The 22,796-nt window shown below is 36.2% G+C and carries 25 protein-coding genes, 1 tRNA gene and 4 pseudogenes; 9 read left to right on the forward strand and 21 right to left on the reverse strand.

From position 1 onward, the window contains the following. Window positions 1-32: 32 nt before the first annotated feature. Window positions 33-106 (reverse strand) — tRNA-Ile (locus tag HMPREF2988_RS06060). A 172-nt stretch (window positions 107-278) separates the two neighbouring features. Between HMPREF2988_RS06060 and HMPREF2988_RS06065 the strand changes: the two genes are divergently transcribed. The 4 genes from HMPREF2988_RS06065 (at window position 279) to HMPREF2988_RS06080 (ending at window position 1,773) form a co-directional block, all read left to right on the forward strand. Then, window positions 279-602, forward strand: coding sequence for a hypothetical protein (locus HMPREF2988_RS06065; RefSeq protein ID WP_070770183.1), 324 nt, complete (start codon window positions 279-281; stop codon window positions 600-602). Window positions 603-758: 156 nt separating this feature from the next. Then, a complete protein-coding gene (locus HMPREF2988_RS06070; protein WP_070770184.1) occupies window positions 759-1,013 on the forward strand; it encodes a hypothetical protein in 255 nt (84 codons plus the stop codon). Window positions 1,014-1,084: 71 nt separating this feature from the next. Further along, entirely contained in the window at window positions 1,085-1,330 is a 246-nt protein-coding gene (locus HMPREF2988_RS06075; RefSeq protein ID WP_002306609.1) for a helix-turn-helix domain-containing protein, read from the forward strand. 77 nt (window positions 1,331-1,407) lie between these two features. Then, complete coding sequence (locus HMPREF2988_RS06080) at window positions 1,408-1,773, forward strand: TIGR02328 family protein (RefSeq protein ID WP_002340678.1); 366 nt, start codon at window positions 1,408-1,410, stop codon at window positions 1,771-1,773. A gap of 222 nt (window positions 1,774-1,995) precedes the next feature. On the opposite strand, the gene HMPREF2988_RS06085 is transcribed toward HMPREF2988_RS06080, so the two are convergent. The 3 genes from HMPREF2988_RS06085 to HMPREF2988_RS06095 form a co-directional block, all read right to left on the reverse strand. Continuing rightward, window positions 1,996-2,583 (reverse strand): hypothetical protein, encoded by a 588-nt coding sequence (locus HMPREF2988_RS06085; protein WP_070770186.1) that lies wholly within the window; start codon window positions 2,581-2,583, stop codon window positions 1,996-1,998. Window positions 2,584-3,108: 525 nt separating this feature from the next. Beyond that, window positions 3,109-3,309, reverse strand: coding sequence for a cold-shock protein (locus HMPREF2988_RS06090; protein WP_002293303.1), 201 nt, complete (start codon window positions 3,307-3,309; stop codon window positions 3,109-3,111). Between the two features lie 242 nt (window positions 3,310-3,551). Further along, window positions 3,552-4,043, reverse strand: coding sequence for a flavodoxin family protein (locus tag HMPREF2988_RS06095; RefSeq protein ID WP_070770187.1), 492 nt, complete (start codon window positions 4,041-4,043; stop codon window positions 3,552-3,554). Between the two features lie 162 nt (window positions 4,044-4,205). Between HMPREF2988_RS06095 and HMPREF2988_RS13765 the strand changes: the two genes are divergently transcribed. Further along, a complete protein-coding gene (locus HMPREF2988_RS13765) occupies window positions 4,206-4,355 on the forward strand; it encodes a hypothetical protein (protein ID WP_002293298.1) in 150 nt (49 codons plus the stop codon). Window positions 4,356-4,783: 428 nt separating this feature from the next. Further along, window positions 4,784-5,557 (forward strand): Ltp family lipoprotein, encoded by a 774-nt coding sequence (locus tag HMPREF2988_RS06105; protein WP_024635259.1) that lies wholly within the window; start codon window positions 4,784-4,786, stop codon window positions 5,555-5,557. Window positions 5,558-5,699: 142 nt separating this feature from the next. Here the strand turns inward: HMPREF2988_RS06105 and HMPREF2988_RS06110 are convergent, their stop codons facing one another. From HMPREF2988_RS06110 to gnd, 11 genes and pseudogenes are all read right to left on the reverse strand, one after another. Next, a complete protein-coding gene (locus HMPREF2988_RS06110) occupies window positions 5,700-6,413 on the reverse strand; it encodes an HAD family hydrolase (protein WP_002335073.1) in 714 nt (237 codons plus the stop codon). After that, a complete protein-coding gene (uxuA, locus tag HMPREF2988_RS06115; RefSeq protein WP_024635261.1) occupies window positions 6,406-7,491 on the reverse strand; it encodes a mannonate dehydratase in 1,086 nt (361 codons plus the stop codon). Before uxuA ends, HMPREF2988_RS06110 begins: the two co-directional genes overlap by 8 nt. 16 nt (window positions 7,492-7,507) lie before the next feature. Then, window positions 7,508-7,951: a PTS sugar transporter subunit IIA gene (locus HMPREF2988_RS06120; RefSeq protein WP_070770188.1), complete on the reverse strand. Its 444-nt coding sequence runs from the start codon at window positions 7,949-7,951 to the stop codon at window positions 7,508-7,510. A gap of 33 nt (window positions 7,952-7,984) precedes the next feature. After that, complete coding sequence (locus HMPREF2988_RS06125) at window positions 7,985-8,338, reverse strand: hypothetical protein (RefSeq protein WP_025478881.1); 354 nt, start codon at window positions 8,336-8,338, stop codon at window positions 7,985-7,987. A 114-nt stretch (window positions 8,339-8,452) separates the two neighbouring features. Then, window positions 8,453-8,711 (reverse strand): annotated as a pseudogene (locus HMPREF2988_RS13280) (hypothetical protein); the annotation flags it as partial. Between the two features lie 36 nt (window positions 8,712-8,747). Continuing rightward, entirely contained in the window at window positions 8,748-9,257 is a 510-nt protein-coding gene (locus HMPREF2988_RS06130) for a PTS sugar transporter subunit IIB (RefSeq protein WP_002335077.1), read from the reverse strand. A gap of 21 nt (window positions 9,258-9,278) precedes the next feature. Next, entirely contained in the window at window positions 9,279-10,136 is an 858-nt protein-coding gene (locus HMPREF2988_RS06135) for a PTS system mannose/fructose/sorbose family transporter subunit IID (protein WP_002374645.1), read from the reverse strand. A gap of 17 nt (window positions 10,137-10,153) precedes the next feature. Next, window positions 10,154-10,987 carry a PTS mannose/fructose/sorbose/N-acetylgalactosamine transporter subunit IIC gene (locus HMPREF2988_RS06140; RefSeq protein ID WP_070770189.1) on the reverse strand — a complete coding sequence of 278 codons (834 nt, stop codon included), beginning with the start codon at window positions 10,985-10,987 and terminating at the stop codon, window positions 10,154-10,156. A 13-nt stretch (window positions 10,988-11,000) separates the two neighbouring features. Next, window positions 11,001-12,104 carry an iron-containing alcohol dehydrogenase family protein gene (locus HMPREF2988_RS06145; RefSeq protein WP_070770190.1) on the reverse strand — a complete coding sequence of 368 codons (1,104 nt, stop codon included), beginning with the start codon at window positions 12,102-12,104 and terminating at the stop codon, window positions 11,001-11,003. 8 nt (window positions 12,105-12,112) lie between these two features. Beyond that, window positions 12,113-13,114 (reverse strand): D-isomer specific 2-hydroxyacid dehydrogenase family protein, encoded by a 1,002-nt coding sequence (locus HMPREF2988_RS06150; RefSeq protein WP_025478509.1) that lies wholly within the window; start codon window positions 13,112-13,114, stop codon window positions 12,113-12,115. A gap of 1 nt (window position 13,115) precedes the next feature. Continuing rightward, a complete protein-coding gene (gene gnd, locus HMPREF2988_RS06155) occupies window positions 13,116-14,018 on the reverse strand; it encodes a phosphogluconate dehydrogenase (NAD(+)-dependent, decarboxylating) (RefSeq protein WP_070770191.1) in 903 nt (300 codons plus the stop codon). A gap of 165 nt (window positions 14,019-14,183) precedes the next feature. Here gnd and HMPREF2988_RS06165 point away from each other — a divergent pair, with 165 nt between their 5' ends. Further along, window positions 14,184-15,032, forward strand: coding sequence for a MurR/RpiR family transcriptional regulator (locus HMPREF2988_RS06165; protein WP_002335083.1), 849 nt, complete (start codon window positions 14,184-14,186; stop codon window positions 15,030-15,032). A 661-nt stretch (window positions 15,033-15,693) separates the two neighbouring features. Beyond that, on the forward strand, window positions 15,694-15,900 hold the full coding sequence (locus HMPREF2988_RS06170) for a DUF3955 domain-containing protein (RefSeq protein ID WP_024635266.1): 207 nt from the start codon (window positions 15,694-15,696) through the stop codon (window positions 15,898-15,900). Window positions 15,901-16,145: 245 nt separating this feature from the next. Here the strand turns inward: HMPREF2988_RS06170 and HMPREF2988_RS06175 are convergent, their stop codons facing one another. The 3 genes and pseudogenes from HMPREF2988_RS06175 to HMPREF2988_RS06185 form a co-directional block, all read right to left on the reverse strand. Further along, complete coding sequence (locus tag HMPREF2988_RS06175) at window positions 16,146-17,147, reverse strand: alpha/beta hydrolase (protein ID WP_070770192.1); 1,002 nt, start codon at window positions 17,145-17,147, stop codon at window positions 16,146-16,148. A gap of 4 nt (window positions 17,148-17,151) precedes the next feature. Next, the gene (locus tag HMPREF2988_RS06180; protein WP_070770194.1) at window positions 17,152-19,065 is read right to left on the reverse strand and encodes an alpha/beta fold hydrolase; all 1,914 of its coding nucleotides are present in this window, start codon (window positions 19,063-19,065) and stop codon (window positions 17,152-17,154) included. 333 nt (window positions 19,066-19,398) lie between these two features. Continuing rightward, window positions 19,399-19,881, reverse strand: a pseudogene (locus HMPREF2988_RS06185) (cysteine hydrolase family protein). Between the two features lie 257 nt (window positions 19,882-20,138). On the opposite strand from HMPREF2988_RS06185, the gene HMPREF2988_RS06190 reads away from it, so the two are divergent. Continuing rightward, window positions 20,139-20,579 (forward strand): Spx/MgsR family RNA polymerase-binding regulatory protein, encoded by a 441-nt coding sequence (locus tag HMPREF2988_RS06190; RefSeq protein ID WP_024635269.1) that lies wholly within the window; start codon window positions 20,139-20,141, stop codon window positions 20,577-20,579. Window positions 20,580-20,604: 25 nt separating this feature from the next. Here HMPREF2988_RS06190 and HMPREF2988_RS06195 read toward each other — a convergent pair whose 3' ends face one another. From HMPREF2988_RS06195 to sgrA, 3 genes and pseudogenes are all read right to left on the reverse strand, one after another. Then, window positions 20,605-21,633, reverse strand: a complete 1,029-nt coding sequence (locus tag HMPREF2988_RS06195; protein WP_070770239.1) for a hypothetical protein — start codon at window positions 21,631-21,633, stop codon at window positions 20,605-20,607. Between the two features lie 54 nt (window positions 21,634-21,687). Next, a pseudogene (locus tag HMPREF2988_RS13950) lies at window positions 21,688-21,993 on the reverse strand (helix-turn-helix domain-containing protein); the annotation flags it as partial. Window positions 21,994-22,419: 426 nt separating this feature from the next. Continuing rightward, window positions 22,420-22,796 (reverse strand): annotated as a pseudogene (gene sgrA, locus HMPREF2988_RS13870) (LPXTG-anchored fibrinogen/nidogen-binding adhesin SgrA); the annotation flags it as partial.

Here is a 22,796-nt window from a genome sequence, read left to right on the forward strand (position 1 = left end):
TTGATGCAGGGCAGCTTTTTCACAACCACTTATGTACCTTGTAGGACTCGAACCTACGACCAGACGGTTATGAGCCGTCTGCTCTAACCAACTGAGCTAAAGGTACATCATCATGAGATATATTTTAGTTACTTTTTAACTATAGCACGAATTATAGACGCTCACAAGCTTCAAAATATAAATAATATGATATATTTATTCTTATTTACTTGACTTGAAACTTGACTGTTTTTTACTTGCTTATTTCAGAAGAAATGTTATTCTTTTAAGTATTCTCAATGCTAGGAGTGATTATTTTGCCATTTATTGCGATTTTATTCGATTTAGTTGCGGCAGCAGCTTACTTTCTCCAATACAATCATCAAAGTTCAGAAGTCCTGTTTGTTGGAATGATTTTCCAAGGTGTGATCACCCTTTTGCTTCTCATCATGATAATCAGCTATAAAGGAAAAAAATATGCACGTGTCCAGACAGAATTATTTGTTAAATATGTTTCTATTCGTTACGGGATCATCATTCTTTCCTTTTTAGTGAATGCGATTGTCCTCTTTTTATATGTATTGAATTACTTAAATATCAATCCATTGATTTTTTCTAGATAGATAACTTGTATTTAGCGGAATAGTTCTCGCGTATGAGCAGAGAGCTGTTCCGCTTTTTCATCGGTCTATTCTTCTTTGATTTTCCTAGCATTTCATTTGTGATGTATGCAATAACATGTTATCTTTTATTAGAAGAATCGTTGAGGAGTCCGTTACATGATTACGTTGGTTAGAGTTTTGTTTTGGTTGCCTTCGGTCGTCCTGATCGCAATTATTTTTTATCTTATGCATTGGAACAAAGAACGGCTTTATTTAGCTGTTTTGACTCTTCCGGTTATTTATTTTATGTGGAAGGTTTTTAATTACAACTACTTTGAACCTGATAGTGTTTTTGTAAAAGAATTATCAGGGCTGTTTTTGTCTCTATTGATCGTCATTCTTTATTTGATACGTTTAAATAAAAAACATTGAGTGCTGTTGATTGCTTGTGTAGCTTTCTATGGCCGTTACAAAACTATTCTATTATGATGAAAGGTGATTAAATGAGTATCGAAGAAGCTATTTTACTGGATACTTTACGTTGTCGTCTGAATTTTTTAAGAACTGGCCGATCTTTATCTCAAGTAGCTGTTTCTAGCGCGTTAAGTATCCCTTTATTCAAATATCGCAAATACGAACAAGGTGAAGAAATTCCAAGTATCATTGAATTGATCTACATCGCCGACTTTTACGATATTTCCGTTGACTACCTGATTGGTCGCTCAGAAACAGCAAGCAAACTGAAATGATTTTTTCCAGCCATTGTGCTGGTTTTTTCATTTAATGTTTAAAGTGAACAAACTATGTACAAAAAGGAGATGTATCTATGCGTTTATGGCATGAAAAATTGATTTCAAAGCTTCCTCGTCAGCAGCTTTTAGGACAACATCGAGAATGCTGTGCGTTGAGAGGAAATGGTTGGGGAAAGAAACACGCTACTGTAGATTATGTCTTCCACTATTCTCCTTATAAATTATTTCAATATCATCAACTTGTCATGGACGAAATGGAAAAGCGTGGCTACAGCCCAGCACCAGAATGGACAGATCCTATGTACCGTGGCAAATCATGCGAAGCATTTTTTGATTTGCCTGCTGTAGAACGTAGCGTTCCGATTTATCCGGAACATGATGAAGTGTATCTAGCAGAGTGTTTAGCAAATTTGGAGCAAAAAGGAATTTATCTTATCTAAAAAAGAGACTGGGACAGAAGCGTTTAACTCCAAGAGATAAGAGGAAATTCACGAAAATTGCTTTTCAAATTTTTGTGAATTTCAGCTTATTTCCGAAGGAGTTGCTTCTGCTTCCGCCGTTTACACATGTTTAGAGCGTGAGACAAAAGTTTTTCTTTACTTTTGTCCCACACTCTGATATAACATGAAAAACTCTTCTACTCTTCCCTCATCGAAAAAGTCTTAACCAACGTAGGGTAAGCTCGAATGGTGCAAGTTGATTCTCAGATTACCTTCGTCATCACGTATAAATCCGAAAGTATATTCTACTTTTGTTTCATCACCCGTTTCCCCAGAAGTAAAGTAATATTCTCCTGAAGCGATTGCTGAATCCGTATCGATGATCGTTTCATGATTGTCGAAGCGGATGTCTGTCCAAGGCTCTAACGCAAAACCAGAATCTTCACTGATATCACCGCCAACGAAATAAGAAAGTGCTTCTTCTTTTGTTGCCCTGAATGGTAACTCTGCAGCTTTAGTTGGTTTAAAAAGCACAGCACCTTCGTCGTATGCATACAATGTCTCGATGACTTCTTCTGCTTTTTCTGTTGCTTCCTCCATACCTTCCTCGCTTGCTGCACCGATACTTATGATTGCTTCTGCCCAGCGTTCCCGTGCTTCGTCGACTTCGGCTTCTGTGATTGTCTCAACTTTTACCTCTTCTGTCGTGTCTTCAGTTGTTTCTGTTGTTGATTCAGTTGCCGAATCGGTTATAGAACAACCTGCCATTGCTAGTGTTAATGTTGATAGTAAAAATAGTTTTTTTATCATAAGATTATCCCCCCCTGAAAACAGACTAAAATAATAACATTTCGTTTTTTTATTTTCAGATGAAGCTTAATAATTTCTAAATGTTCTTAAATTTTATTTAAAAACTCTTATAACTTTCGTAATACATAACATAGTTATTTTTAAATAAAAAAATAAGTTCAACACACTTAAAATAAAAGGTATAATTTAAATAACTAAAATAAATTTAGTTATTTAAAAAACAAAAAAACTCTTTAAAACCTTACTGCCATTAGGCTTTTTCGTTTTAATTCTCTTTAAATAATTATGAAAAAATAATAGTTGATCTGTTTTTTTATTTTTTTAATAATCGATACACAACTTTATGTAAAATACTTCTCCAAAATACCTATTGACAAACAAACATAGCTATGAAATGAAAAAATCAAAGGACGAAACAAAAAAGCACCAAGAAAAACATTCTTCCGCCTATTCAACGATCAATGAATTTCTTCGTACAAAAAAACCGTCTTTTCTTTCGAAAAGACGGTTAAAAGTCAATTTTTATTAAGCTTTAACAATGTTTGTTGCTTGAGGGCCACGTTGACCATCTTCAACATCGTAAGACACTGCTTGGCCTTCTTCTAAAGTTTTGAAGCCATCGCCTTGGATAGCTGAGAAATGTGCAAATACATCATTTCCATCTTCACCAGTGATGAAGCCAAAACCTTTGTCTGCGTTGAACCATTTTACTGTACCGTTATTCATAAATAAATTCCTCCTGATACGTATCAATGTACGTTTTTTCGTTGCAATAAATATTTGATAGGCAAAAGGAGTTTTATCTATGTAGATATATCGCTCAAATTACGTTTCAAAATAGATTACTTATTTAATATATCATGCTTTTTCTAATAACACAAGAATAATGCAATGAAATATAAAATTTATTGTCTTCGAATCGATGAAAAAGTTGGATAACCGCGTTTGAGCCGCCTATTGTTCTCCATTTATTTGTTTTTATCTACTAGCATTTGTTTAAGTTGTCTGTTTGCTTCAGAGATTTGTCTCTTTTGATATAGTATTCCTTGTAAATCCATCATGAATCGTTCACTAATATTTTCTAGCATTCTCTCTATGCCTGGTATGGCTTCTTCTGGCGCTGCTCCTTGAACGATCCATAGTACTGGTAACTGGTGCAATGGCGCGTTTTCTGAATCAAGTCCGGTTTGGAATAATTCTGTCCAACGGTCAATAAACGTTTTAAGCAGTCCACTAATATCCCACCAATAAATCGGTGTACCAATAACTACGTAGTTCGCCTTCGCCAATCTATCCATAACGGCATCAAAATCATCATTAGCTTTGACTTGACCTAATTGAGCAATATGAAAATCTACAAGATCGATCCTCTCATAATCTATTCCTTCTAGAACTTTCGCTCCCCACTTACTAGTCATACCTTCTTTGTTTGGACTTGCATTTATAAATATAGTTGTCATTGTGTTCCCTCCCCACTTTATTTTACAACATGATTGCTAAATTTTGACTTTAAACTTTCTTAACTATGAAAACCTTTCAATTGGTGATATACTTGTAAATGGAATTTCGTTATCAACGCGTTCGTTGCCTTTCAGCAAGTATTTAAAGAAAGGAGAATGGCTATGACATTCTATAACAAAGATATACAATATCGAGTAACCTTGGATACAGATTTGAATCTCTTTGTCGTTTTTGACAAAGAAAATAGCAATCATGTAGCAACAGGTGTTACGATCGAACAAGCAGTGCAAGAATTAAAAAAATCTGCATAAGGAGTGGAAACCCTCATATGGACGATTCTCGTTCTTCTCTTTAAACGCATCTACTGGATGATAACAGTAGGTGCGTTTTGTGTTTTCAATAACTTCTTCTCATCTGACAACCCTCCATCTAATTGACGATTATGAATCCAAAACGATATTTAAAGACTTTAAAAAAACATTCTCTTTACATTTAAAAGACAATTTAATAAAAATATTCCTACCACAAAGACTAATGTTATAATAATAAAGCTCAAAATTTCGACAATTAAACTTAATGTATTTACATATAAATATCCTCGTTTTCTTTCATACAAGAAACAATTTTAAAAAATTCCCAATGCTTTTGGGCCATGCTTAATTTCTTCTATTCTTTTTGGCGACGGCTACTACCTGCCATCAAGTGGGAGTAAATAAAAAATTAAATTATAGGAGGAAAAATGGGTAAAAAAGAATTAGGGAAAGAAGGAAAAGCTTTAAAGAAAGCAAAACCTTTTTACAAAAAAGTGTGGTTTTGGGTGTTAGTTATTATTATTATTGCTATCGGCGGTAATCTTGGAAAAGATGAACAAAGTGGAGCTGTTGACACTGATGAAAAAACTTCTTCTGCTCATAAAACAATGGTATTAGAAACAGAACAGACTTCTGATACTTCTGTCTCCACTGAAGAAAGTTCTATTTCTCTAACTGAGAATTCAGAAAGTTCCATTTCTGAAACTCCGACTACAAAAGAAAGTGTAGCGAAAACGGAAAATGTACCTACCGAATATCTTTCAGCATTGACTAAAGGAGAATCCTATGCAGAAATAATGAACATGTCTAAACAGGGAGTATATGATCAATTAACCTCTGATTATGGGGAAAGATTTTCTCCAGAGGCTGCGCAATACGCAATTGATCATCTTAATGCAGATTGGAATGCAAATGCTTTGGAAAAAGCAGAAAGTTATTCTGACTCCATGAATATGTCAAAACAAGGTATTTATGATCAGTTGACTTCAGAAGCAGGAGAACAATTCACCCCCGAAGAAGCTCAATATGCTGTTGACAACTTAAAAGCAAACTATAATGAGAATGCTTTGAAAAAGGCAAAAAGTTATCAAGAACAAATGGCAATGTCACCAGAAGGAATCAGAGAACAGCTCACTTCTGCTGCTGGTGAACAATTTACTCCCGAAGAAGCTGCTTATGCTATCCAGCATTTAAATGACTAAATTATTTAGATATATGCACGAGTATTTCGCTAGCTAAAGACACATACCATATGATGATTTATAATTTTATACCACTTTTTTGTAAATATTAGTAAGAAAAACAGACAAAATCCATCCTGATTTTGTCTGTTTTTAAGCTTATTTATAAAAATAACCCTTTACTTTCTAAAAATTGTTTTGCTTGATGCAGGTCATAAAATTCATAGTCTGCTTTATTGGACTCATACAAACTTACATCTACTTTCAACTTATGCTTCCCATTATGATCGGGCAACCCTATTAAATGATCTTTGATGAGAAAAGACAAAATACCCGCTCGTCTTGCTGCTTCGATCCCTGCAATCGAGTCTTCAAATACAAGTGCTTCACTTGGAGGAATATTCATTTTTGAACAAGCTTTCAAAAAGATCTCTGGTTCCGGCTTCCCTTTTTTTACATCATCCCCTGAAATGATTTGGTCAAACAAGGCATATAGATTTTCCATTTTTAAATACATTTCTACTTTTACCCGTGTATTAGACGAAGCCACGATTGTATGGATTCCTCTTTCTTTTGCAAAAGCTAAAATTTCTTTTGCTCCTTTTTTCGTATATACTCTCTTGTCTTCATCCACGATTTTTTCTTTATATTGATTGATTGCTTCTCGCCATTTGATATATGGAACATCTTCTCCGTACAAATTGCCCATTTGTTGTCTTATAGCCGCTTCTGTCTGGCCAGTCAGTAAATAATAGACTTCCTTACGCATTTCATAATCATACTTTTGTGCTGATTTTACATAAGCACGATAAGCTAAACGTCCAGTTTCTAATAAAAGGCCATCCATATCAAAGATGAAGAGCTTGATTTTATTCATAATGCTCTCCAAGTGATTTTTCCTTACTTATCGCCTCATATAGACCTTGCATGTAAGTGAGTCCCATTGCACGATCATACAGGCCATACCCAGGCATAGCCACTTCACCCCACACGGTTCTACCGTGATCAGGGCGTATAGGCCCCTCAAACCCTTCTTGCACCAACGCTTTCATAATATGATGCATATCAAGGGAGCCTTCTGTAGAAGGATGTGCCGTTTCTTTGAACTTTCTTTCTCCTAAAAACTCCACGTTTCTAAAGTGGACAAAGTGGATGCGAGAACCTACCTCATGAATGATTTCAACTAAATCGTTTTCAGGATTTGCTCCTAAAGATCCTGTGCACAGCGTTAGTCCATTATATGGAGAATCTACTGCATTTAGAATTTTCTTCAAGTCGCCAAGATTTTTCGTCACTCTAGGAAAACCAAAAAGTTCCCATGGTGGATCATCTGGATGGATAGCCATTTTTACATCTGCTTTTTCGCATACAGGAATCACTTTTCCTAAAAAATAAGTCAGATTTTCAAATAATTCTTCTTCGGTCATTCCTTCATACAGTTTTTCCAGCTGAGCAAATTTTTTCAACCGTTCTTCTTCCCAACCTGGCAATTTGAATCCCTTTGACTGACTGTGTATCAATTGATACATCTCTCCTGGCTCCATCTGATCGACGATTTTCTGATCGTATAAAAGAGAATAGCTTCCATCGTTGTTTTCATTAAACAAATCAGTTTTCGCCCATCCAAAAATTGGTTTGAAGCTATAGCAAATCAATCGAACCCCACATCGAGACAAGTTTTTGATTGTTTGTATATAGTTATCAATATAGTAATCTCGTTCATCTGTTCCTGCCTTGATTGCATCATGGACTGCGACACTTTCAATTCCAAGCAGTTCCAGTCCTTGGCTCTCAACAGATGCTTTCAACTCCTCAATTTCTGAAATCTCCCAAACATCTCCAGGCATTTTAGTCAACAAAGTTCCAATTATCCCATTTATTCCCGGTATTTGGCGAACATATTTTAATGGGATCGAATCCCCTTTTTCACCATACCATCTAAATCCCCACTTCATCTTTTCAGCCTTCCTTCTAAAAATCGTCCTCATCTAAATTTTTTTCTTCCGCTGAAGCATGCCAAACAGTTAAATTATCTTTTCCTTGTTTGACAATTTGTTCCACCGCTTCTTCTATCGGCGTGTGAAGCATCTGATGATTGATTGCTTCTAACAACATTGGCAGATTCACGCCCCCTATGACATAAGCGGCTGCTTTCTTTTCTACAGTCAGTTCATTGACTGCCAGGAGCGCTTGATTGTACGGACTTGCGCTAATTAGATCAACAAATACTAGCACGGGTTCTGCTGTGTTGATCATAGTTAATTTTTCTTTGACCTTCTCTCCGAATGTTTGGATGTCTTCCCCAGACTCTAAGCACACTGTTTCAATATGGCTTGATGTCCCGACAATTACTTCTGCCGCATCTTTCAGTCCTTCGCTCAACTTACCATGTGTAACGATCATGATTTCCAACATGAGTCTTCTCACTCCTTGTTTTGCACTTTTCAATTATCGAAAAAGAGCAATAATCTGGTTGGCATTTTGCCAATTAAATGTTTTCCCTCGTAAATCTGTTTTGGTCAAATAGAAAAACTGCGCTTGCTTTTTTCTTGCACTAAAAATATAATTGATATTTTTTTCTTTCAACTTATCCACTTTTTTTAGCCACTGTTCTTCATTTGAAAAATAATTTCCCGAAAACTGTAACGGTGTATCTGCCCCAACAGAGTCTAGATAAAAAAGAATGCCCTCTTTTTTCATACTCAATCTCACACTGTCCAAACCCTTTTTTCCATAACAGCCTTCATCAACAAACGCATACGCTACATTCGGATCATCGATCGTACGGATCATTTCCAGCATCGTTAATATGGATGAAGTATTTCGAATAAACGTTTGTCTGCTAGACCATCCGCGCGCTGCTTTTCCCAATAAGAAAAAGTAGCTCCCAAATGCTAGTACAGTGATACTTGTTTGTACGGATAGCAGATCGAATACGTGATGAGGATTTCCGTTATATATCATCATTCCCCACCAACCTAAACTGAACAACAAAATGAAAGACAATAATATAGAATAGATTGTTTTTTTCCGTTGGTCTTTCCAATCAAACATGAAATAACTTCCTAATGTATGAAGCTGAAAGAAAACGCTGTTTACTCTTTTTTGTACGTCGCTTACGGTAAACATAGCGATAACGGAATTCCCAATCACGAAACAGCTCGTTCTTCTTCATTTTCCCGCCCTCTTTATCTTTTTTCTAAGCATTTGTTCATGACAAACCAAACTTGTTCAATACATCTTTTAATCCTGTTTTAGGTGCAGATGGAGTGGCTTGAAAATAAATATTCTTTACGCCATATTGTTCATTCATTTCTTTCAATTTTTCAGCATCTGATTTATTTAAATAAACAGATTTCGTCACTAAAAGATCTGTATCAGGATTTTTTTGAGCAATCCCTCCGATATTCAATTCTTCCATGGGGATTCCGTGTTTTACTAAGTCGTAAATCGTTTGGACTGTTTTTGCGATCAAAATACAATTGTACTCTTTAAATTGATATTCATCCCAATAGAATTTAGCTTTCTCTGGTGTAATGACAATTGTTTTTTGTCCTGTACGGCTTCCTGCATTTTTGTAAAGATCTCTCATAAATTTATCTTTTGCTACAACTTCGTCTACAACAAAAATGGAATTCACTCCACTTTTTTGAGATAACGTTACCATTACTTGTCCATGGATCAAACGCTCATCCACACGCGCTAAATTGACTACACCCATCTTATTCACGTTCCCTTCTTTTTATAAAATACCGATTCCTGCTAGCACAATTAATATTCCTGTCAGCCATAATAATGCTTGTGTGACTTTCAAACCTTTTTTCGTATAGAACAAGTACACACCCATTACGACAGCTAAAGGTAATATTCCTGGCACGATTTGATCAAGAATTTCCTGGATAACAAACTCACGTCCGGAAATTGCAAATTTCAATGAAGATTCTACTTTTACATAGTTTCCCGCAAGCACCCCCATCATAAACAATCCTAAAACTGATAGCATTTCAATCGCTGTCTGAACACCAGTGTTTTGCATCAGGCCTGTAGCATTACGACCCATAGTGAAAGCTTGTCTTGCGAAAAATACCCCTAGTAAAACCTGATACAACCCAAAGCAGATAAAAGGAAAAAGTGCGCCTAAAGGACTTCCCTGTTGTGCCCAAGGTACCGCGATCGCAATAAAAATATATTGGACGGTTCCTGAATCGATTGCATCTCCGATTCCTGCTAGTGCCCCCATCAATCCCGCTTTCGTGTTATACATCAAGTCATCCTGCATCAGAATCTCTTTCTCTTCATACTCTTCTTCTGCTCTTTGCTGTTCCATAGAAGACATTAGGCCAGTGATCACACCGCCGCCCCAACTTAATTGAGTGTTGAAGAACAGTAACTGCCGTTTATACGCTGCTTTTAAAGCGTCTTCATCTTTATAAAGTTTTTTCAAGATTGGCATCATTCCGTATAGTAGTGATGGCGCCAAGTAACGTTCAAAAGAGTGAGGAATTTCGTTTGCAAAATGCCATCTCAGATATGCTTTTGTTACATCTTTTTTCGTGATTTCTTCAGGAGCACCTGTTTGATTATCCATTATTTCAGCCATTTCCCATTCCTCCTAAATTAAAATCCGTCATCATAGTCATCTTCGTCATCAAAAGATGCTGAATTGTTATTGCTTGTGGCAGGCTGTACTTGTTTCCCTTTTTGCGACTGGACAAAGATCAAAGCGATAATAATCCCAAAAATGGCATAAGTAACCATCGTAATATCTAAAGATTTCAAAACAACACTCATAAAATAAGCAAGGAAGAAAAAGACCAGATAATCTTTTCGACCGATAACGTATACAGTTGTCGCAATCCCGATTGCCGCTAACCCTCCACCTACTACTTCAAGAATGTGGATAACAACTGTTCCCTCTAAAGCTTTGATTACATCAGCAATCAATGGTGCCCCTAAATATAAAGCAACGAAAACAAGCGGAACGAATAATAAAAATGAGGCAATCGTTGGATAAAGAATAATTGATCGGGCCATAGCTTTTGTATTCAAATCTTCTACAGCTTTATCTGTATATTTACCTAAAAAAGTATTGATGAAAAAACGAAACTGATACAAGTAACTTCCGAGCAATCCGACTGGCACCGCAACAGCAATCGCTGCTTCTGGAGACAGATCCCCTAATAATGCGACTGGTACTGCGATAGCTGCTGCAATGGAAGGTTCAGCTGGCATCGATCCTCCTGGAGAAAAAACCCCCATATAAATCATTTGCAGAGCAGCTGTAACGATCATTGCTTGTGCAACTTCCCCCATGATCAATCCGACGACTAATCCAGTCATCAAAGGAGAAAAACGTAAGGTCAACGTGGCTCCTCCACCTAACCAGCGGGACATGACCGCGGCCACCCATAAAGCAATCAACAAACTTTGTACTACACTTAATGTTTCCATGTGTCCTCCTCCTTCAGATCTTTCTGATATAACCTTCCAGTTCCATCATTGACTGTATCAATGATTTCTTTGTTACCTCTATAGGAATCAAATGCACTTTCTCTTTCGAATCAATAAATTCAGCCATTTTATCTATTATTTGTTTATCTTTCGGAAATAATCCCATTTGTTCTAGAGAAACCGGTAGTTCTAATTCCTGATACAAAGGATATAGCTCGTCTATTTTTTCCCAACGACCTTCTAGTGCCAATTGGTAGAAAATCCCATACGCCACTTTTTCTCCATGTAGAAAGCGATGACTTTCCGGAATATATTTACTGATAGCGTCATGCATAGCATGTGCTGCCGCATTTCTTGCATATTTATCTCCTAATCCTCCAACTAAACCAGCAACAGCAAAGATAATCTCTGAAAGCTGTTTGAACTCCGATGTCAGTTTTCTTTGTGCCATATCTTGGATTGCTTTAGCAGAATGATTCAAAATCTCTTCTTTGCAAATCTTCGCAGTATCTTGTGCTAGCTTCAAAAATGATTCATCTTGCAAAAAATCTTGTTCTAAGATGAGCTCAGATTCATACCATTTGGCAAGTGTATCTGCTAAGCCGGCAATGAAATACGGAACAGGGGAATCAATCACTACTTGGGGATCTGTTATAAAAAAAGCAGCTTGTCTGTAAAAGTGTTCTGTTTTCCCTTCTGCTTGTCCATTCTCCTTATACATGACAGCAAGTGGTGTCCAAGGAGCACAGTTACTAGCTAAAGTAGGTATGACGCCAAAATTGATTTTTGCAAGGTTTGCGCTATAACCCACTAGATCGGTCAGTTTTCCTCCGCCAACGCCAACCAAGAAATCGATTTCATTTTCTTTGATGATTGTAGCTATTCTTCTGGCTTCAGCGTAACTGCATTCTCCAGAATAACGATGATAAAAAAATTGAATCGTTTCGTCATTCAAAAATACTAATTTAGGTAGCGCCTTTTCCCATGATACCGTTCCATGGGTAATCAATACTCTTTTTGCGCCGTATGATTCTAAGAGATCAGAAACTTTTGAAATGCCACCTTCTTCATATAAATAAAATTGAGGACCCGTTTTCACTTTTAACCCGTTCACCATTTTCTTCATCATCCTTTTATATAATCACTCTCTGTCTGGACAGAACGTTCAGGAAGAAGATGCTGACTGATCTGTTCGACATCTCTGACACATTTTTCACCCATTGCTTCTAAACATTCCCTTGTGTAGGCCGATATATGTGGCGTAATTACTACTTGTTCAAACGCTAAATACGGATGATCTTGACGTCCCGGTTCTTCTTCTAAAACATCTGTGGCATATCCTGCGATCTTTCCGCTTTTCAGACCATTAATCATCGCTTCTTCATCAACTAGAGCGCCTCTTGCACTATTAGATAGATAAACATTTTCTTTCATCTGATCGACTTCTTTAGCAGAAATCATGTGATAGTTCTCTTCTGTCAAATTCGCACATAAACAAATGATATCTGAATGTTCCAGTAATTCTTGAAGTTCTACTTTTTTTGCACCAAAGCTTTCGATGTATAAATCTGATTTGTAAGGATCATAAGCTAGAACATCACAGCGAAAACCGTTACGCAAAATTTCGATTACTCCGCTGCCGGTATTTCCTGCACCAATCACACCAACTGTTTTGTTAAAGAGCGTCCTACCGACGAACTCCGCCCGATCTTCCCATCGATCGTCCTTGACTCTTGCTTGTGCTTGTGTCGTGCGTCGAAGCATGGACAACAAATTAGTTATATTATTTTCTGCTACAGCATTTCGTTCAACTAAAGCAGGTATGATAGATACGATTGTCTGGTGTTCTTTTGCTGCTTTTAAATCAATATTGTTGTAACCAATACCATGTCGGGAAATCAATAGCAATTCATCTTTGTTTTCGAAAAAATCTCGTCGAAAAAATGGCGTAACACTTGCAATAATGATATTGAATCCTTTAAGTAACTCCGCTAATTCTTTTCCTGGAATCTCTTGATCAACAGTAAAGAAATGAACGTCTCCAACCGACTTTAATCTTTCCAAGTGGTGTGGAAAAACTTTCCCAAAACTGCTGGAATTAACTATTGCTATATGATAATCTGGCATTCTACTCACCCTTTTCAACTATTTCATGTCCGCCAAACCCATTTCTTAGTGCTGAAACTACTTTTGCTGAAAAACTATCTTCTTCCTGTGAAAGATTCCTCATGAACAAACTAGTCGCAATTATTGGAACCGGAACAGCCATTTCTAGCGCTGTTTCAACCGTCCATTTTGCTTCACCTGATGCAGAAACGATTCCCCGATAATTACTTAAATTGGGATGTTCTTTTAACTGATCTTCCATGATTTCCATCAGCCAGCCGCGAATCACCGAACCATGATTCCAAACACGTGCGACTTGTTCCAAGTCAAAAGCATACTCACTTTTTTGTACAAGTTGGAATCCTTCACCGATTGCTTGCATCATCCCATATTCGATTCCATTATGGATCATTTTCAAGAAGTGTCCGCTTCCGGATGCACCAGCATACAGATATCCTCTTTCGATTGCTACATCTTTGAATAATTGTTCCACGGATAGAAAAGTTTCTTTATCTCCTCCAATCATTAAGCAGGCTTGATATCGTGCTCCTTCGATTCCCCCAGAAGTCCCACAATCCAAGTAACCGATTTCATTTTTCTGAAACTCTTCTGCTCGACGGATTGAATCTTTATAATAAGAGTTTCCGCCTTCAATAACAATGTCTCCTGGTCCGAGTTTTGGAAAAAGTTTTCTTAACATGTTTTCGGTTATCTCTCCAGCAGGAAGCATTAACCAGATGATTTTTTTCTGCTCAAAAGTAGCTAGAAATTCAGAGATCTCTTGATAAGCAGGAACGCCACTTTCTCTTGCCAGACTAACAGCTGTACTTGAAATGTCGAGTCCTTGTACTTTGTGATGGTGCTCTTTTAAGTTTAAAGCTAAATTCAATCCCATTTTTCCCAAACCAATTACACCAATTTCCATGATAGCGCCTCCATTTCTTATACCCTCATTATACAAAAAAATATTTTTTTGTAAATAGATTTTACAAAAATATTTTTTGTTTGATTTTTTCCTACTCTCCTTGTATCTTTAACATTAATGAGAACGGAAAAAATGATAATCTTATTATGAAAAGGAGGAATTCTCATGAGCGTCTCCATAAGACTACAAATCAAAACAATGTACAACGACTTCAGCCCAAAAGAACAGGCTATTGCCGATTATATTTTAGAAAATCCTAGCAAAGTAAGTCATAGTCCGATCAGCAATTTAGCAAGTGAACTGGGCATTGCTGACTCTACTTTTTTTCAATTTACAAAAAAACTTGGTTATAATGGATTTAAAGATTTTAAAATGGCCATGTTGATCCAAGAAAATGATCTATCTGCTATTTCAATCCACGAAAATATTCAGAAAACAGATACTGAGCTCACTATGGCGCAAAAGGTGTTCGAGTCCAGTATTTCCACTTTGAATGACACAAAAAGGTTATTACAACAAAAAGATCTAAAAAAAGCAGCTACTATTATCAATGAATCTAAACGTGTCTATTTTTTCGGTGTTGGTGGTTCAGAGATTGTAGCAACTGACGCCTACCATAAATTTTTGCGTTCCCCTATCGCGACTTCTCACAGTACGGATTACCATATTCAGTTGATGGAAGCTTCTTTATTGACGGAAAAAGACTGTGCTGTTTTGATTTCTCACACAGGGCAATCAAAAGAAACAATCCATATTGCTGAAACCGTCAGAAAAACTGGAGCAAAAACAATTGTTATTACTAGCCAAGCTAATTCTTCTCTTGCTAAACTTGGCGATGTCGTTTTTATTTCTATTTCTGAAGAAACAGAATTCCGATCTGAGGCATTAGCATCCCGTATTTCGCAACTAAGTATTTTAGACTCTTTATATGTAATCTTGATGTTTTATAATGAAAAAGAATCACGTCGTTCTATCGCTAAAGTTCGTCATACGATTTCTGAAATCAAGAAATAGCACCATAACAGAAAAAGTAAAAAATCCATTAAAACCTAAAAAGCCATTACCAAATATTTGGTAGTGGCTTTTCGGGTTCTGTAAGGGTGGTACAGAACGTCAATAGTCGGTGGGTTAGAACGTATGTTATCACATCTTTGGAGAAGGTTGTATTGGTATTATTCGAGTGACTTATTAGATGTGATAACAAGGATAGTATACAGCAGGGAAAAATTTATTTTTTCTTTTTTTTATTAGTTTTGTTTCTTATTTTCTAAAAAATAAAAATAAATCTTTGATGAATCAAGCATTCTCTGGACAAAACTGGCTTTCGAATACATATTAGGTTATCGTTTGTAATTTTATTTCACAGTTGTTATGATTGTTATGTAAAATAAAAAAGTTTAGGATACATCGAATTTTTGGGGAAATTCTTTTGGGGGGGTATCCTAAACCTTTTCTATTAGTTTCTCATATTTTCCATTATTGGTCTAGACATATACTAATGAACTTTCTATCTATATGATGGATGAATCCTTTTTGACTTATCGTGAGATATCTTTGTTCCAAACTTACTTATGATAGATGGATGGTATTTTTTGTTCACGTTCTAACAAACTTGACACATTTATGAATTCTTAATCTATCTATCCTATAATTATAAAAAAAGGAGGTGCTGCGTATGAAAGCTATTCATATTTCTTTGCTTTTTTTCGCTAGTGCATTGATTTTATTTGCTATTCATCTTTGCTCCCAGCCTTATATCAATAACAACGGAATATTAGTAGAACCAGCATTCTTTTGCTTACCGCTCGGTCTTTTATCCCTTCTTGCCTCCGCTGGCTTCGGATTTGTTGCCTTTTTCAAACGATCGAAACAACAAATCTGACTTAGAAAATTTACGTAAAAGAGACCGTGGAAAACATCGTATCACCTTTCCTTATTCCGAATAAATATTTTCTTTAAACAATCTTTTGACAATAGGCTGGACGTTTCTTTCGCGAGAACTGATATACGGTACCTACAAGCTCTTCAGTCACCAGTCCCACTATTCATCAAACATGAGAAGCTGCTTAGTTCCTTCTGATTCGGAACTAAGTAGCTTCTTCACATCCTTTTTTACATCATGAGCGTTTATTCCTTGAAAAATGCTACTAATTTTTGGTATGTTTCTTGCGCTTGTTTATTACTAAAATCAAACTGATATTCATGGTTCAAGACAACATTTTTCTCCGTATAGTCTACTTTTGTGACTTCCACTCCTGCTTTTTCAAATATAGAAGCTGTTTGTTCCATTTGTTTCGTAAACGTATTTGTGTTTCCGTCCGTCAAGAATATTTTTTGCGTCCAATGGTCTGTATGTCTAGCTAATGCTAAATGTTTGACCTCTTCTAAACGATCAAAGTTCTTATTATCAAAATAAGCCCATCCACATTTTGCATAAAGAAAGCTAGAAATCTTATCACTTACTTGGGTAAATGCAGAAGGGTCTAGTAGTCCAGACAAAGAAACAAATTTTGTGATCTGCTTGTTCTCCAAAGTTGGATCAAGTTGGTCGGCTTTTTTGATTTCTTCGTTTTGAAGTGCTAACAAATACTCTCCGCTAATTTGTGCACCTGCTGAATCGCCACCAATCGAAATATTCGACCAATCCACTTGCTCTTTTATCTCTTTTTTGGCTGCTTGAATGGCTTCATTCAATTGGATAACTGGTGTAGGATGCTTTGCTTCAGGCGATCGTTCATAATCGATGTTTACGACGATCTGCTGCGTGTCTGAACATAGATATTCCAAATAATCACGACAATCGTTTTTATCCCCTCCTACATATGCGCCTCCATGCATCCAGAAAAGGATTGGCAACTTTTTCTTCTCCGTTTTCGGTGTGTAGATATCCATATGATTGTTTTTGTACTTTGAAGGATAAGATATTTCTTCATTACTATCGATTTGTTTGATTTTTTGCTGGAAATCGTCTGGTCTGGCATATACTTGTTCTTTTTCACTTGTGTCAAATTGTTTTCTAACAAGCAAACTAATCGGCTTTGGAGTGATTTGATTAATCAAAAATACAGTGACTAAAATAACTACGATGATAACTGGCACTGCAATCACTATTCGCTTGAACCATTTCATTCATTTACCCTCTCTTTCTTCGCCAAATCCATGTGATAATCGTGCTAGCAGACAAAAATCCACCTGAATAAATGAGAAGCGAATGCTTCTTTTCTCCAGTTTTCGGCAACATTCTTTTTTTTGTATCTGTCTTTTTTTGTACTTTCACTGTCATCTGAATCGGTTGCGTATCATCACTTGATTGATCATCTCGAGGTTCATTCTTTCCCCTATTTTCTGCATTCTCTGTCGGATCTTGTTTTTTTGGTGGAGCTACTGGGATTTTTTTGTAATGGTAAATAATAGTTGGTATCGTCTCGTTAAAAACACCTTCAGTCGGTCCTTCAACATTTGCTAATTCGTATCCTTCGAATGTCTTTTGCTCTGTCACATAATTCTCTCCATAAGCTCCGTAAAGCTGGATTTCGTCCTGGTCTTTGAGTAGACTTTTATTGTTTTCATCCACATATTTCACGTTTATCTGATCATGGAACACTACTTTCAAAAAGTCCGTTACATGTTTCGTGTAGGCAGCATGGTCAACTTCCTGTGCCTTTCCATGCCCTGCTCCTTCTACCAATAAAAGGTCTTTATATCCTCCAGCTAACTCATATAGTTTTTGCGCGTTAGACACAGGTACTACATCATCTGCCGTTCCATGGATGATCAATTTAGGCAATGAACCAGACATCCCAATCGTAGGTAGAGCGGCTGTTGGATCCAAATGCATCTCCTGATCAAAATAATATTGTTTCAAAAGCCCCATAAACAAATCTTCATGCTCTTGATCCCCAATGATGTCTAACTGATTTTTTATGGCAGGCGGTAATGCAGGGACTACTGTCTGGCTATACGTAAAACGTAGTTGTTCATCGATTGATGCAAATCCGCAATTTTCAATAATTCCTTTGACATTGACTGGGATATCTTTTGCTAATACAGACATCATCGTAGCTGCTCCCATGGAACCACCATACAGCAGGATCTTTTGAGATGGACGTTCTCGCACTTCTTGATTGATCCAGTAAAGGACATCATCTGATTCATATTGTCCATAGGTTACATAATCGCCTCCACTGTTACCAGTTGCTCTGGAATCAACAAATAATAAATTATACCCTGCCTTATAAAAATCATTGTATTCTTCTGTAACGATCCCATTATTCCAATTCCCTCTAAATCCGCCATGGATCATGACTGTTTTATCTGAACCCTGGTCGACATAGTAAGCATACACATCCATCATTTTGCCGTCTTGTTTGTTTAGTACAGTTTGATGAAGTTGTTTTGTGTTTGGATAGAAGCCTGTGTTTGCTGTAGGCGTCGTACCATCATCTGTACCTCCAAGCATTGACATCAACACACTATTTTTAGAAAAAGCGATATCATACAATAGATAAGTAGCAATCAGATGTTTGATAATCTCTTTATCTACACCATAATCCTTACCAAAAAGCTCACTTAATACTAAACCTATTAGTCGTGCGTTAATTTCTTCTACTGGTCCATTAAGTATTTCTGTCATCTGTTTACCGAAGTAATTCAGATATTCTTTACCATTGAAGTTTTCGCCTTTACCGATATCATCATTTTCTGTCCCATTCTCTTTGTCACTTACTTTAGCAGAAGGGGATTCGTCGTTTGACGTTTTTGTAGCTGTTGCTTCATCTGTTTGTTGGTTATCTGTGGTAGCGGTCGTTTCTTGATCTGAGCTAGTAACAGATGTCTCAGCCGTTGTTTCAGTACTTGTTTCTGTTTGTGAAGTACTCGATTTCGTTTCGTTTCTAGCATCAGTTGTTTCCGTGGTTTCGACCTCCCTAGATCCCGATTCGGAAAAGATACTCTCTCCATATACTGACCATTGCGGGACATTTGTACTTACAGCAAATAAGACGACCAACGCTCCCTTTAACACTTGTTTTGTTCTCAATCGATTCACTCCTTTTTATGATTCTAGGAGAATTATATGTAAACGCAAACATTTTTTATACAAAAAATAAACGGTTTATCCCATAAAAATAGAACAGGATTATTTTCTCAATTTACGTAACAAAGAGGCTGGGACAGAAGTAAAGAAAAACTTTTGTCTCACGCTCTAAACATGTGTAAACGGCGGAAGCAGAAGCAACTCCTTCGGAAATAAGCTGAAATTCACAAAAATTTGAAAAGCAATTTTCGTGAATTTCCTCTTATTTCTTGGAGTTAAACGCTTCTGTCCCAGCCTCTTTCCTTTAAACGATGAAATAACTTATTGCTCCAAAAATGTCAGAAATCATTTATCCCAAATATTCTCGTAAAAAGCGATTGTTTCCTTTGCTTTCATAAAAGGATGATCATAAGTCGTCGCTGCTCCTCTGCACATCATAAGCTGGTAACCTAATCCATGAGCAAACTTCACAGTCGTATCTATACAATACTCTGTTTGTGCCCCACATAATTCGATTGAATGACAGTCCAATTCAGTTAATAACATACTCAAATTAGTCTTATAAAATGAATTCGCATGGGTTTTTCTCACAAAATAACTGTGTTCAGGAATAGATAATTCCGACAATAGCTCCCATGGTTTTGTTTGTGGCACTAATTGAGCATCTTCGTGTTGAACGAAAATAACTGGTTTCCCAATCGTTTCGTATATTTTGATTCTTTTATTCACTAATGCTGTCACTGTTTCTAATTCGTGTATCGGCGAAGAATCAAAACATACCCCTTTTTGTCAATCGATCACTACGAATGCGTCGGCTGTGTTTGACATACGTATGCCTTCTTTCTTTTTTCTAGTTCTTTCTTCTAATGATGTTTCGTCTACTACTATTTTCCATTTTATGGTTAGAAATCAAAAAAATATATTCCATTTTCTGATTTTTTTATTGGGGTTCCTTTGATAGCGTTTCTTATCTATTTCGTTCCTTTATACGTGACAACATTTTCTTATTTTACACCTATAAATGGCACTTTTCGACTATTTCTTCATGCTATTATTTCATAAATATTTAGCTATTGGAGGAATGTATCATGATTAAATTATATACAGGTTCTGGTTGCTCGTCTTCTAGACGCGCAAAACGTTGGCTTATCGCACATGATATACCGTTTATCGAACAGAACTTAATTCGTCAACCACTAACCAAAAATGAATTTATCCACTTACTAAAATTGACAAACAACGGCGTGACCGAAATGCTCTCTACTCATTCTATTAGTTATAAAAATCTTGTTCACAGAATAGATGAGCTTAGTTTGAGTGAACTATATATTGAGATTCGTACATCCCCTTCTTTATTGAAAAAACCGATTATCTACGACCAACCTGCAAAACTTTTGACTGGATTTAGCGAAGATAAAATCAGGATGTTCCTTCCTAAGACTAAAAGAAAGCAAGAGCTCAACGAACTCTTGCTTTCTGGTCATCTTGTTGATTTTAAAGAAAACAATCTTTTGGCGATGTCTTGATCTTGGTATAAGAAATCTGCTGTTCTTAATTAACGAAATCCAATTTTTCCAATATGGATCTATTTTTCTCATTCCTGATTTTTATGATCTCAGCTTTCAGACGCGCCCAATCATTTTTTGTAGGTTGTCCATTCCAGTAAAATATCTGTGTATTCGTCTGGTCATATGCCGTTTGATCGATAGGATAATCGCTAATGACAATATCAGGTAACTGATCAGCGGATGCACTATATTTTATTGGGCGTTCAGTCATAGATAATATCCTTTTCTTTGCCCATAATTCCTGTGTTTTACCATACTTTGATTGAATATAGAATATGACAGGTTGTTCGTGTTTTATAAAAATATCCCTGACTAACATACAGTATTGAAAAATCAACCGTCTGTTCTTTTCATAATAAGTATTAAGCTCTGGAATTCTGCGAGCTACCCCACTAAAAAACTGTTGCATAATTGGATACATCACTGGAAATATATGCTGAAAATCTCTGTCTTCTGCTGATTTTCCAAAAGCATCCACCTTCTTTTTTGTCCCAAAAACCCTTGAATACAAATGGATCATTGCCAAATTGACAGATAGATAATTTTTTTCTGAAGTTGTAAAAGAAATCTTGAATTTTTTTTCAAAATTTTCTACAATAGACGATTCAATCCAACCCCAACTTTCTTGTACTTTATCTGGGGCATCCAACAAATCTTCTTCCAAATAGGTATTCATTACACCAAACATAAAATAAAGGTAAGCTTGCTCTGTTGGAGTGATGTGATTCATCGACCAGAAGTTTGCTTCAAAAAAAGGCTCTAGTATGTAATGCGTAAACTCTTCTTTTGTTATCAATGGATGCACAAATTTGTTCATCTCTTCTGGGACATACGTAATCGGGTGGCCTTGTTTCATTCGTTGCAACGAAATTCTTAGGAGGCTGATCCATTTCTTTCTATCTATACTACGCGTATATGGCGCATGTTTTGCAAATTTTTCTAATAGTTGACGTTTATTTTTTATACTTGATAATATGTCAGAATGATTTTCGTCGAATGACTGCCAATACATCAAGTGAAAAAAGTATCGGATACGGAATTCTTCTCCTTCTATCGGATTCCCTTTTTTCAAGCTGCAAGATAAATGATAGTTTTTCAAAATAGTATTGAGTTCTCTTAATTTTCTTTGAATCGTACGCAAACTTATATAATTTTTTTGACTAAGATTTTCTAAGGATTGATACGTACCTTTGTAAAGTGAATCCAGTAAAATATAACCAATCGTTCCCTCTAACAGTATAGAATAAACTTTACTCAGTAAAAACTGAGAAGAAAATTCGACTTTTATCATCTTGTTTTCTGAAAGAAAAGATAATTTATATTCTGGATACCTTTCGCAAAACGATTCTGCTTGTTGAATCACCGAATTCATCTTAACTAGAGTGTAGTCTAGATCTAAAGCGATATCCTTCACTACATATAATTTCTCGTCTCTTTCATAACAATAGTTCAAAAATTGATATACTTGCCTTTCATTGATATCAATAAATTCTTCAAACAAAGTACATACTCCTTTTTATCTATTATTTAGACTTATTCCAACAGCTACATGAATGACGTACAAATAGATTCGTTACTGATTTTTCAGAGATACTACCATGCGCAGTGTGCATTGTCAATTATTCTTGCTCTTATTTTCCATTTGTGTTCCTGTTATTTCCTGTTTCTCAAATAGGTTAGTAAACAAAAATAAACCTGGCAAAGCTACAACTTCGCCAGGCAATACAGCACTCTCGAATGAAATATTCACTCAAAAATCTATCGTTTTATTCAATTTTAGATTTGTTGCTTTTATTCTTTATTTCACTCGATGGAAGAGAGAACGAAAATAGCTTGCTCCTACAATCAAAATGAGTAACACACCCATCCATGTAATTAGCTTGTTTAAGGTTCTACTACCAGTTTCTGGTAAATCGCTTTTTCTCTTATCTGTTTCTTTCGCTTTTTCTTGATGATTAATTCCACGAGAAACAAAATCAGACTGTTTTAGCACACTTTTTAGGTTGCTCCCTGCATTTCTCTTTTGTTCCTTAGTTGGTATGATAGGTACCAAATCAAGTTCATTATTTACTTTTCCTGTGCTGCTTTCGCTACTCGTGTTTTCTATGCTACTTTCGCTGCTCGTGCTATCCGTACTGCTTTCATTACTCGTGTTTTCTGTGCTACTTTCACTGC

It is taken from the genome of Enterococcus sp. HMSC061C05 (genome assembly GCF_001814765.1).
Classification (GTDB): Bacteria; Bacillota; Bacilli; order Lactobacillales; family Enterococcaceae; genus Enterococcus_B; species Enterococcus_B lactis.

Excerpts from the sequence above, each read along its gene's own strand:
- HMPREF2988_RS06125 (WP_025478881.1), bottom strand. The coding sequence starts at position 8,338 with ATGCTGGAAATGATCCGTACGATCGATGATCCGAATGTAGCGTATGCG.
- HMPREF2988_RS06120 (WP_070770188.1), bottom strand. The coding sequence starts at position 7,951 with ATGTTGGAAATCATGATCGTTACACATGGTAAGTTGAGCGAAGGACTG.
- HMPREF2988_RS06165 (WP_002335083.1), top strand. The coding sequence starts at position 14,184 with ATGAGCGTCTCCATAAGACTACAAATCAAAACAATGTACAACGACTTC.
- HMPREF2988_RS06145 (WP_070770190.1), bottom strand. The coding sequence starts at position 12,104 with ATGGTGAACGGGTTAAAAGTGAAAACGGGTCCTCAATTTTATTTATAT.
- HMPREF2988_RS06110 (WP_002335073.1), bottom strand. The coding sequence starts at position 6,413 with ATGAATAAAATCAAGCTCTTCATCTTTGATATGGATGGCCTTTTATTA.
- HMPREF2988_RS06090 (WP_002293303.1), bottom strand. The coding sequence starts at position 3,309 with ATGAATAACGGTACAGTAAAATGGTTCAACGCAGACAAAGGTTTTGGC.
- HMPREF2988_RS13765 (WP_002293298.1), top strand. The coding sequence starts at position 4,206 with ATGACATTCTATAACAAAGATATACAATATCGAGTAACCTTGGATACA.
- HMPREF2988_RS06170 (WP_024635266.1), top strand. The coding sequence starts at position 15,694 with ATGAAAGCTATTCATATTTCTTTGCTTTTTTTCGCTAGTGCATTGATT.
- HMPREF2988_RS06075 (WP_002306609.1), top strand. The coding sequence starts at position 1,085 with ATGAGTATCGAAGAAGCTATTTTACTGGATACTTTACGTTGTCGTCTG.
- HMPREF2988_RS06065 (WP_070770183.1), top strand. The coding sequence starts at position 279 with ATGCTAGGAGTGATTATTTTGCCATTTATTGCGATTTTATTCGATTTA.
- HMPREF2988_RS06080 (WP_002340678.1), top strand. The coding sequence starts at position 1,408 with ATGCGTTTATGGCATGAAAAATTGATTTCAAAGCTTCCTCGTCAGCAG.
- HMPREF2988_RS06095 (WP_070770187.1), bottom strand. The coding sequence starts at position 4,043 with ATGACAACTATATTTATAAATGCAAGTCCAAACAAAGAAGGTATGACT.
- gnd (WP_070770191.1), bottom strand. The coding sequence starts at position 14,018 with ATGGAAATTGGTGTAATTGGTTTGGGAAAAATGGGATTGAATTTAGCT.
- HMPREF2988_RS06135 (WP_002374645.1), bottom strand. The coding sequence starts at position 10,136 with ATGGCTGAAATAATGGATAATCAAACAGGTGCTCCTGAAGAAATCACG.
- HMPREF2988_RS06195 (WP_070770239.1), bottom strand. The coding sequence starts at position 21,633 with ATGTATTGGCAGTCATTCGACGAAAATCATTCTGACATATTATCAAGT.
- uxuA (WP_024635261.1), bottom strand. The coding sequence starts at position 7,491 with ATGAAGTGGGGATTTAGATGGTATGGTGAAAAAGGGGATTCGATCCCA.
- HMPREF2988_RS06130 (WP_002335077.1), bottom strand. The coding sequence starts at position 9,257 with ATGGGTGTAGTCAATTTAGCGCGTGTGGATGAGCGTTTGATCCATGGA.
- HMPREF2988_RS06150 (WP_025478509.1), bottom strand. The coding sequence starts at position 13,114 with ATGCCAGATTATCATATAGCAATAGTTAATTCCAGCAGTTTTGGGAAA.
- HMPREF2988_RS06070 (WP_070770184.1), top strand. The coding sequence starts at position 759 with ATGATTACGTTGGTTAGAGTTTTGTTTTGGTTGCCTTCGGTCGTCCTG.
- HMPREF2988_RS06175 (WP_070770192.1), bottom strand. The coding sequence starts at position 17,147 with ATGAAATGGTTCAAGCGAATAGTGATTGCAGTGCCAGTTATCATCGTA.
- HMPREF2988_RS06140 (WP_070770189.1), bottom strand. The coding sequence starts at position 10,987 with ATGGAAACATTAAGTGTAGTACAAAGTTTGTTGATTGCTTTATGGGTG.
- HMPREF2988_RS06105 (WP_024635259.1), top strand. The coding sequence starts at position 4,784 with ATGGGTAAAAAAGAATTAGGGAAAGAAGGAAAAGCTTTAAAGAAAGCA.
- HMPREF2988_RS06085 (WP_070770186.1), bottom strand. The coding sequence starts at position 2,583 with ATGATAAAAAAACTATTTTTACTATCAACATTAACACTAGCAATGGCA.